Genomic DNA, 15,031 nt, shown 5'->3' with positions numbered 1-15,031 from the left:
GCGCCTGTCCCTGATTCAGCCGGTGTAGGCATCCTCTGCCGTATTCTTGAAATTCTGCTTTTCCAGCCATTCCCGTTCCTCTTCGGTCTCTGGGATATCGATCCGCTCGATCTTGAAGATCACCGGCCGGGTCCCGTCGTTGCAGCAGGCGATCATCATCCGCTCATCATTGGTCCACTTGTGCATGATGGATCCGCCCTGAAGGGCTGTGTAGACATACCGGCTGATGGCGTCCCACGCTTCCCCGCAGAATTTCCCGTTCATCAGGTGGTAAAAATCGTCCCGTTCAGCGGTACGCTTGAGCAAAAAGGTATCTCCCTTCTGAAAGCAGGGGCAGGGACCTGATTTGGGATCCGCAAGATACTTCTCCTGGTACTCCGGGAACACTTTAGTCTCCAATACTGTAATTCTGCATTCGTGCTGCATGGTTTCACCCTCCTTGGTATTTCACATTCCGTCCGGCAGGACGGGGCAGACTGCCTTTTGTCCCCATTGTATCTGGGAAGGGCTCTGCTGGCAAGAGGATCAGATCGGGACATCAGGCATATCAGTTTTTAACAAGCTATATACAAAGAAATAGCTGCTATAAAGCATATTTAAAAATAGGCCTTTGAACCAACAAAACGAGAGATACGGGCTATAAACAAATCCTAATGCTCAAAAAATACAATTATTATAAGAGAAATGAAAGCATTTAACACTAATTTCTCAAATCTTTTTCACTTTAGTGCCTTCTTCAGAAGAATTTCTTCCTCCGCTTGTGATGGTCAATTTTTATAAAAGTATATAACTATTTTCCAATTTTTAAGAGAGTTGTCCGCGCTTTGAGAGGTTATTGGTAATCTTTTTACGATTATTCGTTTCTGATTCCTAAAACGACTTAAACGATTGAACTAAATTTTTTCTGATACTTTCTAATGGTTTTTAACCATTTTTACTCCATTCCGATCACTCTTTGCCACTCTTAATTCCACTGTTTCCGAGCGTTCCGACGCTGTCTGTGGTCAAATATGTGGTCAAAGAGCCCTTCTTGACCAGGCGCGGCATAACTGCCATAGCCTGTTCAGAAGGGCTCTTTTTTATGTTCAGGTTTGGGGTATTGTACCTCTGCAGAGGCTGAGAAGCAAGAGGTTTTTTCGAGTCAGGCATATCAATTTTTAACACGCCTATACAAAGAATACAGCCTGGTGGGAGGAGGGGGCATCACACACTTAATAATATTGAAACAGCCCACGCCTATAACATGACTCAAATCGTGAAATTTCAATAGCGCTTTTGCGCTCCAAGCATATATAATGAAACTGCCATCCTCAAGCAGGATGGCGGCTGATTGTTTGGACTCAGCCCATGGTTGCACGATGCAGGTTCCCCCAGAAACATTTCATTCAGTACCCCATGTCCATTGAGTATGGAGTCTCTCTTACATTTTTGAAAATCAAAATTTTGTGCCAGCAAAAATTGTTACGGATAATTTCAGCCTGTGACCTGCATTCCAGCAGAAAGCAAGGGGCTGTTGCAAAATAGAATTTTGAAAAATCAGGCCAAAGAAAAAGTTGGCGAGAACCGTCAAGGCGGCGGTTCTCGCTAACTTTTTTAATGCACAAATTTTCCGCTTGGGTCTGAAAACTGCATTTTGCAACAGACCCTTGCTGCAGGGTGGGTATCACTGAAGTATTTCATCTTTTTACCGCAATTCGGAGCATTCTGTGGAGGTGACAGCGTTTCTGCCGGATGTGTCCGCCAAACATATCTGCCAACATCTGTCTGAGAAGCCGTATTCATAAGCGTCTGATAAGCGAGTGAAAATGAGAGATTTTAACCATCGCCTCTTCAGAAGCGGAGAGTATCTCATAATCTTTACTGAGACGTCTAGAATGGCCCAGCCATGCCAGAGTGCGTTCAGCAACCCAACGCCAAGGAAGTTTTTCCCATTCATGAGGTTTGATTTTTTCAGAAATATCAACATCAAGGTGGAACTGCTCCTGCAAATCAGACACAAAAGTACCCCGATACCCAGCATCAGCGCAGAATTTTTGAATAGACGGGTATCTTTCGCATGCTTGCCTGGCAGCAGAGATGCCCGCCTTTGTATCATGGATATTGGAGACATGAACAACGACAGACAATAAATTCCCCATCACGTCCACCACTATATGCCGCTTTCGGCCTTTCGTTTTTTCCCTCCGTCAATCCCGCGGTTTTCACTGGCCGATACGGTCTTTACACTCTGGGAATCAATGATTGCATAACTTGGCATCTCCTCACGCCCAGCATCCTTCCGGATTTTCCGGACCAAATGCTCCAAAATGCGATCCCACAGCCCGCTGATTCGGGCACGACGATAAAAGCTGTGCATTGTTGAGTATGGTGGGAAATCATGGGGTAACTGTCTCCAGTTGCACCCAGAATCCACTAAATACAGCACAGCGTCCGTCAATTCCCGCTTGCTCCGTCTGCAATTTCGCATCCCCGTGTAGAGTGGCGCGATCTCCGCCCACTGCTCATCCGTCAAGTCGCTCGGGTACGCCTTGCGTTGCTTTTCTTTTTTCATAGCCTCATTTTACTACTCCCTTTCTTGTTTGTGAATACGGCTTTTGACTTATTCCGGGGCACCCAAATACTGAGCAATCCCCTCGGCGATCCCCTGAGCCAGCTTGTCCTGGTAGGATGCATCCAGCAACCGCGCCAGTTCCCCGGGGCTGCTCATGTAACCCATCTCCACCAGGGCGGCACTCATGTCAGTCTCCCTGAGCACCACAAAATCCGCACTACGTACACCCCGGTCAGTCCCGCCGGTGACCTGGCAGACAGCGGTCTGGATGCTCTGAGCCAGTTCCGCCCCAGAACTGTTGGAGGGGTAGTGATAAGTGAGGATGCCTTGAAAGTTCGGAGCGTTGGCCATGGCGTTGGAATGCAGGGAGACAAAGAGATCCGCCCCGAATGCGTTGGCCAGCTCCGCCCGCTCATAGAGGCCGATCCCCGTGTCGTCGGAGCGGGTCATCACCACCTGGTACCCCCGTGCCGTCAGCAGGGCCTCCAGCTTCAGGGCCACCGCCAGGTTGATCTCCTTCTCGCTCACTCCGCTGTAGTGGGCCCCCGGCTGCCGCCCGCCGTGTCCCGGGTCGATAACCACGGTGAACTGCCGCTCCCACTGGACCGCCGTCTGCTGCGAATCGTTAGGAAGGGCCAGGCCGCCCTCTGAGAGGACGGCCTGGTGAAGACGCATGACTACAGTTGCTGCCTGGGCGCGGGTCAGGATCCCGTCGGGACCCAGGGTGCCGTTTCCATAGCCCGCCAGCAGGCCCTGGGACACGGCCCAGGCCATGGCAGTACGGTTTTCGCCGCTGATAGAATCCGCGTCGGAGAAGGCGCTCAAATCGGCCCCGGCTGCTGGACTGCCGGCCCGGATCCACAGCAGGGCCGCCAGTGCCTCACGGGTGACGCTTTGGCCGCCAGTCTCAGCTTCAGCAGGAGCGATGGCGTTCAGGGCGGCGGTGAGATCCGCGCCGGTGATGGGGGCGTTGGGGGCGAAGGTGGTTTCCGTCGCGCCAGCCATCAAGCCGTTGGCGGTGACATAGGACACGGCCCCGGCGTACCAGGCGCCCTCCGCCACGTCGGCATAGCCGACGGGTTCATGGACAATGGTGATGCGGCCGCTGCCGTTCACATCGGCATACTGGCTGCCGACGGAGATGGTGGGCAGGCCGGTGGCCTCGTCCACGGGGAAGGACTGGAGGTAGTCAGCCAGAACCATATAGTCCTCGGCCACATAGTCCAGCACATTCACCGCCCCGTCAAACATGGCAAAGCCGTCCCCCAGGTTGCGCAGGGTGTAGTTGTAGCCCGCCAGGTTATATACGCCGGTCAGGCTCAAGGGCTCATAGACCCCGGTCTCGTTGTTCAGCACCTCTACAGCAGTGACCCGGTAGCCGCCGGTGGGACCGCCGGTCCAGACCCCCAGTTCGTCCTGCTGGACAGTGGAGGGGATGGCTGTGTTGACCGTATAGCGCAGGCCGGAGACATGGAGGAAGCCGCCATTCTCCACCGCGCCGTCGGCGGTCATATCCTTGGCGCCCCACTCCAGGGCGTCCAGGAGCTGCTGCCCCGTGACGGTAATCAAGCAGGCCACGTTGCCGAATGTGTGGATCTCTTTACAGGTCTGATAGGTGATCTCCCCAGTGACAGCCCCGTTTCGAATGCCGCCGCCGTTCATCACGGCCACATCCACATCCATGCCCATGCTGTCAAAGAGGTGGTAGAGGGCGTCGGCGGCAAAGTCGCCGGTGTTGGTCTCCTGCTTGCGCACCAGGCGGCTGCCCTCGGCGTCATAGTTGTCCAGGGTCACCTCCGCATAGCCGATGACCTGTCCCAGCTGCTCGTCGATCTCGCTGATCCAGGCGTCCTCCAGGGCTTTCACCTCCGGGTCGGGGGTGAGGCCGGAGAGGTCCTCGGCGGTGAGGAGTTCTGTGGTAATGGTGCCGTCGGCGGCGATGGTCAGTTGTCCCACGGCATCCAGATAGGAGCCGGTCTGTGTGAGGATGACCGCGCCGCCCCCCTCGTCCGTCACCTCCTCCATGGGGAGGGCGGTGTGGGAGTGGCCGTCGATGAAGACGTCCAGGCCGGTGGTGTTGGCGATGACTTCCCGGCTGGTTCAGGGCTGGGAGGACTCGTCCACTCCCAGGTGGCCCAGGGCGATGACGTAGTCAGCCTCGGCGGAGGCGGCGTCGACGGCCTCCTGGATCGCGTCGTACAGTTCCTCACCGTCCGGACCGCCGGCGATGCCGTAGATGTAGTCGCCGTTGTCATCCTGGAAGTAGGCGGGGGTGGACTTGGTGAAGGACTCGGGGGTGGTGATGCCGACGATGGCCACGGAGACTCCACCCACCTCGAACACCTGATAGCTGTCCAGGACGTTCTCGCCCCGGACGCCGTCCGCCTCGTGGCAGAAGTTGCAGGATACGTAGGGGAAGTCCGCCGCCTGGATGGCGGCCATACAGCCCTCCATGTCATAGTCAAACTCATGGTTGCCCAGGGTGGCCAGGTCATAGCCGGCGGCGTTCATCAGCTGGATGATGGTGGCCCCCTGGTCCATCCCGCCGTAGGCGGTGCCCTGGATGTGGTCCCCGGCGTCCACCAGCAGGGCGTTCTCCAGGGAGTCCTTATAGGCGGCCACCAGGGAATAGGTCAGGTCCTGGTCGATGTAGGTGTGGACGTCGTTGGTGTAGAGGATGGTGACGCCGCCGTCCTCCTCCGCGGCTGCCGCGGTCACTGTCAGGCTTAACGCCATGGACAGCGTCAGCAGAAGGGCCAGAAGTTTTTTTCCGGTTCTCATACGCATTACTCCGAACATAATTTCTTATGTATCCGCCCACAAAAGCTTGTGGGACAGACCACAACAAAGGGAAATGGGGGACAGCCGCACCCGGCAGGCACAGCCAGACGGCACCCCTGCGCTATACGCCGGCGGTCTCCGGCTCCTCTCCCAGCAGCTCCGCCAGCCGGGCGCGCTTGCTGCGCTCGGTGCCCGGGATCCCCATCTTGTCGTATACCCGGTTTAGGTGGTTTTTCACCGTGCGCTCCGAGAGGAAAAGGGCGTTGGCAATCTCCTGGTTGCTCTTGCGCTGCGCCGCCAGCAGGGCGATCTCCAGTTCCCGGCGGGAGAGGCCCCAGTCCCGGGACATGCCGGGTTCCGCCGCCGTCTCCCACAGCAGGCCTCTGACCCGATTCCGCCCCAATCGGAACTTGCCGGCCAGAGCCAGCAGTTCCGTCATTTCAGGAGCCGCAGGGTCCCGCCCCTCTGTCAGCCGGGGTACCAGGCAATCATCCACTTCGGCAAAGGGCAGCCAGATCCGGTCGGGCAGAGCGGTCTCCCAGGCACTTTTCAATAGTGCCTGGGCCTCCTCCAGACGGTCCAGATGAAACAAGGCCGACGCTGTCTGGAGTTGCAAATAGATATCGCACAGCAGGTAGTGGAACTGCCCGCACAGGTCATGAAGCTCCTGCCACCGGGCAGCCACTTGGCTGTAGGAGCCTTGGGAGAGCAGCAGCTGGTTTGTGATAAGCTGGAGCATGGGCAGAGCGGGAGTTAGAACCGACGAAGCGGCGTCCTCCTTCAGGAGCCAGGCGGGAGCCTCCTCTGGATGGCCTAACAGGGCGTATAACCACCCCCGGCACATATCCAGAGTGGGCAGCAACACATACTGGCGGTTCTCCTTGAGTGGGAGAAACAGCCGTTCCAGGGGAGAAAACACTCCCGCCTCTTTCCCTGCCAGCAGGGCCAGTCGGGCCACCAGAAAGGCCGCCGTAATCAGGATGCTGAACTGTCCCTTGGAAGCGGCTGCTCCCATGGCCTGGTGATAAGCAATCTCGGCGCTGGCCGTCTCCCCCCGTATGAGGAAAACCTCGCCACCCATCACATACTCCGCTCCGGCGCCATGATCCTCAGTAACCCGGCTGTAATAGGGTATGCACACCTGCATTTCCTCATTTTCCAGATCCATAGCCCCCACCGTCCGGTGATAGGTCATCAGGATGGAGGGACAGCCGAAGGTCCATGGGCTCTCGTTACCCATGCTGTAACTGGGTCGATCCATCAGTTCACAGGCACGGCGGTGGTGGGCGCTCATGGCGGAGATGTCGTTGAACTCCAGGAAACTGAGCATGATCTCTGCCTCTCCCAGCAGATTGTTGCGCTCCTGGGGGGTAAGCGTCTGGTTCTCCTCCATACTTCGTTGGAACAGGCCATAGATCCGCATCATCTCATCAATGTTATTGTAGGTGTAGAGGTTCAGCATCAGCACCAGCAGGGCGTCCGGCCTGCGCAGCAGCAGCTGCTCTGGGCACTGTGTACTCCACTTGGTCAGCATGGGGCCATGCTCACCGCCAAAACTTTTGCTGCGATCCAGAACAATAGCCTCTAACAGCCGCTCCCAGTCGCCGGCATCATAGAATGTATTGGCGGCCTGGATATACTCACCCTGCTCCATCTGCCACTGTCCAAGCAGACCAAGCAGTTCCCGCTGCTCCCCCTTCGGTATAGCCTGGAAATGCCAGTTCACCACATCCCGGAGCATATTGTGATAGCGGTAGACGCCGCTCTCGGCATCGTGGGAGATAAAGGCATTCTCCTGAGTCAGTGCGTCCAGCAGAGTGTCGCTATCATCCCCCTGCCAAAGGTGGCCAGCCTGCTCCCGGGTAAAGGACTCTGCCATGCCGTTGACCAGCAGGAACCGCTGCTTTCGCTCGTCCAGGGGCTGGTACATCACCTGATCCATCAGCCGGAAAATATCTGGTGTCTGGAACTGCCAGCTCCCCTGCTGGACATAAGAGCGAAACAACAGGTACAGCAGGGAGATCCACCCCTCGGATACCTGGTCCAGTTCCTCTGCCCGCTCCGCCTCCAAGGTCAAGCCGCACAGGCGGGCATAGTCCATGATCTCCTCCCGGCGCAGCTGCAGGTCCCTCATGGTGATCTGGCACAATCTTCCGCCCAGACGGAATCGGTCAGCCTCCCGGAAGATCCGGTTCCGAGACAAGAGGACCAGTTTCACTTGGCTTGGCAGGCTCTGGGCCAGCAGGCTCAGCAACTCGGAGAAATCAGGCGCGGTGACGCAGTGGATGTCGTCCAGGATATAAAAGATCGGCTGTGTCTCCCCCTCCAAGGCGTCCTCCAGAAGTTCAGTCAAAAGGAGGGCAGCTTCCCGATCTCCGGGATAGCCCAGCGACGCCATTTTCTCTGCCAGATCAGGGAATCTCCGCAGGGCCCGGCAGAAGCCCCTCCAGAAGGCCTCCGTGCTGTCCACGGTGAGGGTCTGCCGCAGGACGACCGTGCCCGGATGGGCCTTCTCATAGCGCTCCACCCACCAGCGCACGGCGGTGGATTTCCCGTAGCCCATAGGGGCCACCACGGTGGTCACCTGGCTGTGCTCCGCCTCCGCCAGGCGCGCCGCCAGCCGGGGGCTGATATAGGTGCTGTTGATTTGGGGTGTCTGCTCCATAGCTCCTCTCTCCTATTCCTCTTCCTCCAGCTGTTTGATGAGAACCGGCCTCGTCCGTCCGGAATATCCAGCATCTCCGATCAGCCTGCCTCTCCGAAGACGATATCATAAAAGTCGTTCTCCACGATGTGGGCGGTGCTGTCCAACTTATAGCCCACCAGCTGCTTCATGGCATCCACATACTGTGCCTGCTCCTCCGCTGTCATGGCGACGCCTTCAGCGGGTGTAAAGGTCTGAGTAAAGCGGTTGTAGAAGCCTCGGTCCGTTTTCCAGCACCGGGAGGAGAACACCACCAGCCCCTCGCTGTCAGAGAGGATATCGCTGCCCGCAAGCATCCGGGAGTCGTACTCCAGCCCCAGGAGGTTGGACACGGTGGGCAGGATGTCCACCTGACAGCAGACCTTATCCACCTCCACCGGCTCCTCCATGCTGGCCGACCACATGATGAGGGTGTTCTTGTACACGTCAAAGTCGATGGATGACTCGTTGATGGCGGAGAGGGCCTCCGAGGTGCCGAACTCCTTGCCCGCCAACTCCTCAATCACATCCACGTCAGAGTAGGGGATGTGGTCGCCGGTCGCGATGATCAGCGTGTTCTCCAGTTTGCCGGCCTCGTCAAGGCGCTGGATCAGATATTCCAGGGCCCGGTCCACCTCGATAGCGGCGGCGGCCACATATGCCTGGGTAGTTTCACTGTAGGGCAGTTCCGAAACCAAGTCCTTGTACTGGTTTGCAACCCGGTTCCAACCGTAGCGGGTGTGACCGCTGACGGTGAGATAGTAGACATGGAAGGGGGCATCGCTGCTCAGATAGTCGTCCACACTTATCTCCATCATGTACTTGTCCCGCTGGGGCCACAGCCGGTCGGTGCCGGAGGAATTCTCCTCACAGGTGAGGGTGTCCGGGTCGTCGTTCCGGCCGGGGACATACTGCTTCCATGTATAGCCCAGATTGGTGTGGGATTCGTGGCGACCGTACATATTCTGATTGTTGTGGTAGCCGTAAACCTGGTAGCCCAGCCGGCCCAACTGCTGGGCCAGGGAGAAGTAGACGTTGGTGCCCAGTTCGCCGGTGCGCTTCATGGTGATAGGGCTTCCGTTTTGGGGATAGAGGCCCAACAGGGTCTGGCACTCCCCGTTGGAGGTGCTGGTGAAGTGGAGGGCGGTGTAGTAGTTGTTGAATACGAAGCCCTCGTGGGCCAGCTTATAGAGGGTGGGGGTCAGTTCCGGGTCGATGGCGTAGCCGGAAAAGCCCTCCATCACGACCTGGATGACGTTATACCCCTCGAACATCCCGGTGTACTCGTTTTTGTTGGTGGGGGCGACGCTGTTGAAATAGTTTGCCAGCCAAGCCACACTATCGCTGGACGTGGACTCTGCCAGGGCGGCCAGATCCACGTCCATCACGTTGGGGGATGTGTCGACCACCGGCTCCTCCTCGGCAGGTTCTTCAGGTTCCGCTGGTGCGGTGGAGCCGGCAGAGTCGGCCCCGCCAGTGCCCCCGCCATCGTCGGAACTGCCCAGCCCCTCGATGGCGCTGAAGTCGTTGCTCAGATTGCTTTTTGGTGGGATGATCATGTGCTGCACATCCAGGCGCAGCATGGTCCAAAGCCCCAACTGCTCCGCCTGGTCATCAATGGCGCTGTCCATCTGGTAGAGGGCGCCGGGCGTCAGATCCCCCTGCCAGGGGAGATGGACGATCCCAACCCCCAGCAGATGGAATGCGGCCGCCGCGGCCAAGGCGAGTCCGGCAAGTCGCCGGTTGGGATGCAGGTCGCCTATTATCCGCCCAAAAAAGATCAGGAGCAGCACAAAAGGTAGGAGCAGCAACGCCAGGACAGGCACCATGACGGCCACCTGCTCTGCAATTACGTTAGCGTAGTCTGTCAGCCGGTTCCCGGAGGCCGTCCCCAGGATGCTCAAGGGGTAGTAGGTCTGCAGGATGGACTTAGCAACCAGTTCCACGCCGTAGAGCAAGGTAACCAGCCCCGCCGCCACCCGGATTGTCACGTCTCCCGCCCGTGGGGGAAGTACCAGAATCAGGGCGGAAAAGAGGCACCCGGCCGCCAAGCTGAAAGCAAAATAGACTGGCGCATACCGCATTTCCATCCCCATGTAGAAGTGGAGCACCAGTTCCAGATACAAAATCAGTGCCGGAAACAAGAAGAACCGCCCCGCCCAAGGCTTGACAGTATCGGCTGCGGTGCGGCAGATGCCCTCCCAGCCAAGCGTTTTTTTCTTTATCAGCCGGCGTCCGGCTGGCTGAGTTGATATTTTCTTTCCTTTCTCCCGCGGCGTATGTACGGTCTTATTCTCTATCTCCATCATCCTGGTTTGTCCTCTCTCCCCATTTATGGTCGGTTCTTTCTCTCTTGTTGCCCAACGCCCTCCGGGCAGCGGGGCCTGTTTCCGGTTCCATTTGGAAGGGGTCTACGCCGCTGACCGTATGGCCCGGTGGGTTAAGGGCCATGAGCACCGCCAAGCGGATGCCGAACTGCACATCATGGTCTACCCCTTTTCCAAACAGCAGCCGCTCCCCGTCTGTGGAGACCGACGCCATCAGCGCCTCGTCCCGAAGGGGATAGTATCGGGTGGAGTTCAGACGGTTGGCCATGTTCAACTCCAGCACACTGCCAGTACGCAGCATGATTCGCAGTCGGTGGCCGGGCAGCGCGGTCACGCTGGTAATGACTTTTTCTTCCTCCCATGCCCATTTCTGCGCCATGGCGGTCCCTCCTTCAAGTATTTCAGTGCGCTGAACCTGGGGGTATTCCATCAAAGGCGCGGTGTCCCTGCGCACAAAAAAAACACACCCTATGATTCCATTCAAATCATAGGGTGTGAAGTAAATCTTTGATATGGTACGATGTACTTTTATTTTCCTGTTTTCGACATGATCGGCGTCAGAGTCCTATTCTTCCGGCAGAGCCTTGAGCTGTTCCCGGGAGGCCATCCCCCGTTTCTTAAGCATGACGCTGACAGTGTTCCTCACTGTGTTGGGGGAGATGTAAAGCCTCTGAGCGATCTCACCGTTTGTGAGGTCCTGCTTCAGATACCGCAGGATGTCACGTTCCCTTGGGGTAAAGGCTGCAGCCGCCCCACCCCGGGCCGCCTCCCAGTCCCGGTACAGCCGGGCAATCGCTCCGCGTGGAGATTCCCATTCTACAGACAAGGGGAAGATGGCGCGAATGCCGGGATAGTTCTCCACAAAGGGCATATACACCTGGTCGGGAACAGCCAGTTCCAGAGCCGTTTTCACCTGCCCGATGGCCTCGTCCCGGTGGCCCAAGGCGTCCAAGGCCTGGGCCATGTAGAGTCTGGCATATACCTGGGGTAGCAGGTTGGGAAAGATAGAACTCAAGCCCAGAAAGTATTCACACTTCCCCAAAAGTTTACGGAAATCCTTTCGCTCCAGCAGTACCCGGCCATAGATGATAAAAGCGAAGGGCTGGGTCATGATGACCAGACGCCGCCGGTCGATCTGCCCCTCCAGGAGCCAGGTGGGAATGTCCGTCCACCTGCCCAGGAGAACGGATAAGAACCCTTCTGCCAGATCCAGGGTATAGCGGCACAGATCCTCGGTGTTCTGTCTTGCCCGGTCCCGGATGGCCTGCCGGGTCTCCTCCAAAGCGGCTGTGTCCCCCCGCTGGACAGCGATGCGGCACAGCAGGAACAGCACGCACTGGCAGATGCTGTTTTGACGCTTCAAATCGGCGGCGAACAGCGCCCGGTGGCACAGCTGCTCCGCCTCATCCAATTCCCCCCGCTGGAAATGGGCCTCAGCGCGCATGATGTACTCTGCCCCGGAGCCGTGTCCCCCGGTGAGTTGGTAGTACCAGGGCATACACTGGTCCATCTGGTCCAGTTCCTCTTCCAGCCTCCCGCTCTCCCGCCAGAACATATAGAGGACAGAGGGGGAGCCGAAGGTCCATGTGCTCTTCACGCTGATAAGCCGGGCCGGCCCGCCCAGCAGCTCCAGCGCCCGGCGGTGCCGCGTGCTCATATCCTCGATGCGGTTGTACTCCAGGAAGGAGAGCAGCAGTTCCATTTCTCCCCGCAGAGCGTCCTTCTCCTCCTGGGGCAGGGTGCTTTGGGAGATGTGCCCCTCGATCTCTCCCTGCATAGCCAGCAGTTTCTCATTCTCCCCCAGGAAGAACAGGGCAAAAGCCATGGGGATCAGCGCTTTGGGATAGGCCCGTTTCAATTCCGGCGGGGCGCTCTCCACCAACTCCAGGATCATGGGCCGGGTGTGCTCATCGACGATATCGGCGATGTCATAACTGGTCAGGGGCATGGCATAGATCCGTTCCCACGCTCCAGAGGCGTAATAAAACAACAGCGTATGGAGCCGGTCCTTTGCCTTGGCTGCCAGTTCCCCGCCCCGCAGGTAAATCTCACGCTGGCGTTCCTCACTGAGCTTGGCAAAGTGGCCCTCCAACAGCCGACGCAGTTGGGCGTGGAGGTAAAAACAGCGGCTGTCCGGTTCGTAGTGGACAAAGTATCGGCTGTCCATCAGCAGTTTTTCTGTCTCATCCAGGCCCAGCCCGGAGAAGCCCGCCGCCTGGGCCAGGGTAAACTGGGGGAAGATGGAAATCTCCAGCAGGAAGTTCTGCTCTGCCAGGGACAGGCGGCTCCAGAACACCTTCTCCATCAGTTCGTCCATGCTGCCCTGGTGGAAAGCCCCGGTGGTAACGAAATTGCGGAGTTGTAGGCTCAGAGCCATGACCCAGCCCTCGGACAGCGTTCCCGCCTCCTCCATCTGCCCCTGGGTGAGGGAAATGCCGGCGGATCGAAAATAGGCATCGATGTCATCACTGCGAAAGACGAAACTCTCCTCCCGCAGCCGCCAGATATTCCCGCCGGAGAAACCCTCCATTTTCTCCCTGGACAACGGCTGGGTGGAGACGACGATATGCAGTCCCTCCCCGCCGTGGTGGGACAGGGCCTCCAAAAAGACGCCGGGCCGGTCGATTTCCCAGTTCATAAAGTCGTCCAGCCACAGATAAGCGTCCTCCAGGCACTCCAGCGTCTGGAGGGCCCGGGCAATTTCCGGTATCGTGTCCTCGTCCGGCGGGCCAATAGCCAGCAGTCGCCGGGCGCAGGCATCGTCGATTTTGGAGAGCATGTCGCACAGATGCCGCCAACCATCCTTGGCCCGGCGGGGTACAAATTCATATCGCTCCCGCAGGATGCTCTGAGGAAGCCTGGTATCAAAGAAATACTCCAGAACTGTGGTCTTCCCGAAACCAGAGGGGGCCTCCACCAGTGTCAAGGGATAGTCTTTCATATACTCCAGCTGCTTCAGCAGCCGGGGCGGATAATATTTCACTTTTGGATTAATGGGCTTTGTCCGCGGCATAGTTTCCTCCCGAGGACAGAGGGAGCCATTCTCCGCAGGCGATACCCTCTGCCGGATTTTCTGGCATCTTGATAAAAGATGATCTTATTTCAATTATTTTACCACAGGTTAAGCCACATCTCAACCGAAAGAATACGCCGGACCGGCGTCCACGATCTGCAGCAGCGATGGGTCAAACACATTGGTACCTAAATTAGTACCTGGCGTTCCTATACACATAAAAATACCCATTATATAATAACGATGGGTGGTTGATCTTCTTATCAACAGGGGCATGGATAATCCCACAGAACCACTCACCCATCAGACGTGCTGTCACACAAGAACATTTCAAAAGGAGATGACGCTTTATGTATCAGATCAAAAACTTTACCACCAACGACGATATCAAAGTTCTTGATGAAAAGGGCTGTTTCCAAGTGATCGAATACCAGCGAGACCTGAGCGTGACGCCCGATTCCGCCGCCACCGCATATTTCTCCGCCCAGATGAATGTGCGCAGACGCCAACTGGTCTGTGATCTGAGCAAGGCGCCGGTCACCATCCAGGCTGGAGCTATGCAGTGGATGCTGGGAAATGTCAACGCCACCACCGGGATCAAGGGAGTGGGGGACATGGCCACAAAGCTGCTTCGAGGCAAGGCCAGCGGCGAGTCCGCCATCAAGCCGGAATATACTGGCGACGGTCTTCTTGTGCTGGAACCCACCTTTAAGCACCTTCTCCTGCTGGACGCAGAGGACTGGGGCGGCAACGTGGTGCTCGATGACGGCCTGTTCCTGGCCTGCGACTCCCGGCTCACCCACAAAACTGTCATGCGCAACAATCTGTCCTCCGCCGTCGCCGGAGGCGAAGGTTTGTTCAACCTGAGCCTGAACGGAAGAGGCGTTTTCTGCCTGGAGGCGGACTGTCCGTGGGAAGAACTCATTGAGATCGAACTGAAGGACGATGTACTGAAGGTGGATGGCAACTTCGTGATTGCATGGAGCGGTTCCTTGAACTTCACGGTGGAGCGTTCCGGCAAGAGTTTGATCGGTTCCGCCGCCAGCGGGGAAGGGCTGGTCAACGTGTATCGCGGCACCGGCAGACTGCTGATGATGCCTACGGCCAGGTAAATGATGTGGGAAACCAAGCGGCGCTTCCTATTCCGTTTGCATGGCACATACATGATCCACAGAAAACATAAGAGGCTTCTGCTACGGACAAAATACTTAAGACTCAGAGGATGCGTCTCCTGATGTCGTGGCATCCTGTTTATCACTTCAAGCTTTCACATTTTCAACGACAGCGAAGGGCGGCATTGCCGCCCTTCGCTGTCTGCATTTAGTTGTACAAAGCGGCCCATTGCGCAGGTACCCTGCCATCCATGCTTCACTCATCCGGGAAGATCAACTCCAGTTGGGAAAACACGTCCTCCCGGAGATCGTCCAGTTCCCCGGCGTAGTCCGCGCTCATGTTGAATCCGTAGAAGTAGGTATACAGGTCGGTGAAGACCATCAGCGCATCCCAGTGCCGGGTGTCCTCGTTCCCGCCGGTCATCCAGGTGACCCGGCTGGCAGGATAGGCCCCCATCGTGCCGCCGTCCTGGACGGCAAGGTCACGGATCTCCCACCCGCAGATGACCTCGGCCCACCGGGCGATGTATTCCTCCATGGTCTCCTCCCCTGCGGACATGAAGT

Annotated in this window: 11 protein-coding genes; 1 reads left to right on the top strand and 10 read right to left on the bottom strand. The window is 57.4% G+C overall.

Going from position 1 to position 15,031, the window contains the following annotated elements; genetic code table 11:
• Positions 1-15: 15 nt before the first annotated feature.
• The 9 genes from H6B51_RS08450 to H6B51_RS08410 all read right to left on the bottom strand — a co-directional run bounded on the left by H6B51_RS08450 (position 16) and on the right by H6B51_RS08410 (position 13,355).
• The gene (locus H6B51_RS08450) at positions 16-426 is read right to left on the bottom strand and encodes a TIGR04076 family protein (RefSeq protein ID WP_204883263.1); all 411 of its coding nucleotides are present in this window, start codon (positions 424-426) and stop codon (positions 16-18) included.
• 1,352 nt (positions 427-1,778) lie between these two features.
• Positions 1,779-2,150 carry a transposase gene (locus H6B51_RS08445; RefSeq protein ID WP_204883262.1) on the bottom strand — a complete coding sequence of 124 codons (372 nt, stop codon included), beginning with the start codon at positions 2,148-2,150 and terminating at the stop codon, positions 1,779-1,781.
• On the bottom strand, positions 2,150-2,551 hold the full coding sequence (locus H6B51_RS08440) for a transposase (RefSeq protein WP_204883261.1): 402 nt from the start codon (positions 2,549-2,551) through the stop codon (positions 2,150-2,152). Before H6B51_RS08440 ends, H6B51_RS08445 begins: the two co-directional genes overlap by 1 nt.
• A 48-nt stretch (positions 2,552-2,599) precedes the next feature.
• A complete protein-coding gene (locus H6B51_RS08435) occupies positions 2,600-4,567 on the bottom strand; it encodes an N-acetylmuramoyl-L-alanine amidase (RefSeq protein WP_204883260.1) in 1,968 nt (655 codons plus the stop codon).
• Between the two features lie 84 nt (positions 4,568-4,651).
• Positions 4,652-5,332 carry a metallophosphoesterase gene (locus tag H6B51_RS08430; RefSeq protein WP_204883259.1) on the bottom strand — a complete coding sequence of 227 codons (681 nt, stop codon included), beginning with the start codon at positions 5,330-5,332 and terminating at the stop codon, positions 4,652-4,654.
• Between the two features lie 121 nt (positions 5,333-5,453).
• Complete coding sequence (locus H6B51_RS08425) at positions 5,454-7,997, bottom strand: winged helix-turn-helix domain-containing protein (RefSeq protein WP_204883258.1); 2,544 nt, start codon at positions 7,995-7,997, stop codon at positions 5,454-5,456.
• 80 nt (positions 7,998-8,077) lie between these two features.
• Positions 8,078-10,159, bottom strand: coding sequence for an LTA synthase family protein (locus tag H6B51_RS08420; RefSeq protein WP_204883257.1), 2,082 nt, complete (start codon positions 10,157-10,159; stop codon positions 8,078-8,080).
• Positions 10,160-10,304: 145 nt separating this feature from the next.
• The gene (locus H6B51_RS08415; protein ID WP_204740593.1) at positions 10,305-10,721 is read right to left on the bottom strand and encodes a hypothetical protein; all 417 of its coding nucleotides are present in this window, start codon (positions 10,719-10,721) and stop codon (positions 10,305-10,307) included.
• A gap of 186 nt (positions 10,722-10,907) precedes the next feature.
• Positions 10,908-13,355 carry a LuxR C-terminal-related transcriptional regulator gene (locus H6B51_RS08410; RefSeq protein ID WP_243421201.1) on the bottom strand — a complete coding sequence of 816 codons (2,448 nt, stop codon included), beginning with the start codon at positions 13,353-13,355 and terminating at the stop codon, positions 10,908-10,910.
• 350 nt (positions 13,356-13,705) lie between these two features.
• Between H6B51_RS08410 and H6B51_RS08405 the strand changes: the two genes are divergently transcribed.
• Positions 13,706-14,467, top strand: coding sequence for an AIM24 family protein (locus H6B51_RS08405; protein WP_204883256.1), 762 nt, complete (start codon positions 13,706-13,708; stop codon positions 14,465-14,467).
• Positions 14,468-14,723: 256 nt separating this feature from the next.
• On the opposite strand, the gene H6B51_RS08400 is transcribed toward H6B51_RS08405, so the two are convergent.
• On the bottom strand, positions 14,724-15,031 hold a 308-nt coding region (locus H6B51_RS08400), incomplete at its 5' end, for a hypothetical protein (RefSeq protein WP_204883255.1).

This window comes from Pseudoflavonifractor phocaeensis, from assembly GCF_016901955.1.
GTDB lineage: Bacteria > Bacillota > Clostridia > Oscillospirales > Oscillospiraceae > Flavonifractor > Flavonifractor phocaeensis_A.
This window is presented reverse-complemented; position numbering and strand designations above follow the sequence as displayed.

Excerpts from the sequence above, each read along its gene's own strand:
- H6B51_RS08450 (WP_204883263.1), bottom strand. The coding sequence starts at position 426 with ATGCAGCACGAATGCAGAATTACAGTATTGGAGACTAAAGTGTTCCCG.
- H6B51_RS08440 (WP_204883261.1), bottom strand. The coding sequence starts at position 2,551 with ATGAAAAAAGAAAAGCAACGCAAGGCGTACCCGAGCGACTTGACGGAT.
- H6B51_RS08430 (WP_204883259.1), bottom strand. The coding sequence starts at position 5,332 with ATGAGAACCGGAAAAAAACTTCTGGCCCTTCTGCTGACGCTGTCCATG.
- H6B51_RS08425 (WP_204883258.1), bottom strand. The coding sequence starts at position 7,997 with ATGGAGCAGACACCCCAAATCAACAGCACCTATATCAGCCCCCGGCTG.
- H6B51_RS08415 (WP_204740593.1), bottom strand. The coding sequence starts at position 10,721 with ATGGCGCAGAAATGGGCATGGGAGGAAGAAAAAGTCATTACCAGCGTG.
- H6B51_RS08410 (WP_243421201.1), bottom strand. The coding sequence starts at position 13,355 with ATGCCGCGGACAAAGCCCATTAATCCAAAAGTGAAATATTATCCGCCC.
- H6B51_RS08405 (WP_204883256.1), top strand. The coding sequence starts at position 13,706 with ATGTATCAGATCAAAAACTTTACCACCAACGACGATATCAAAGTTCTT.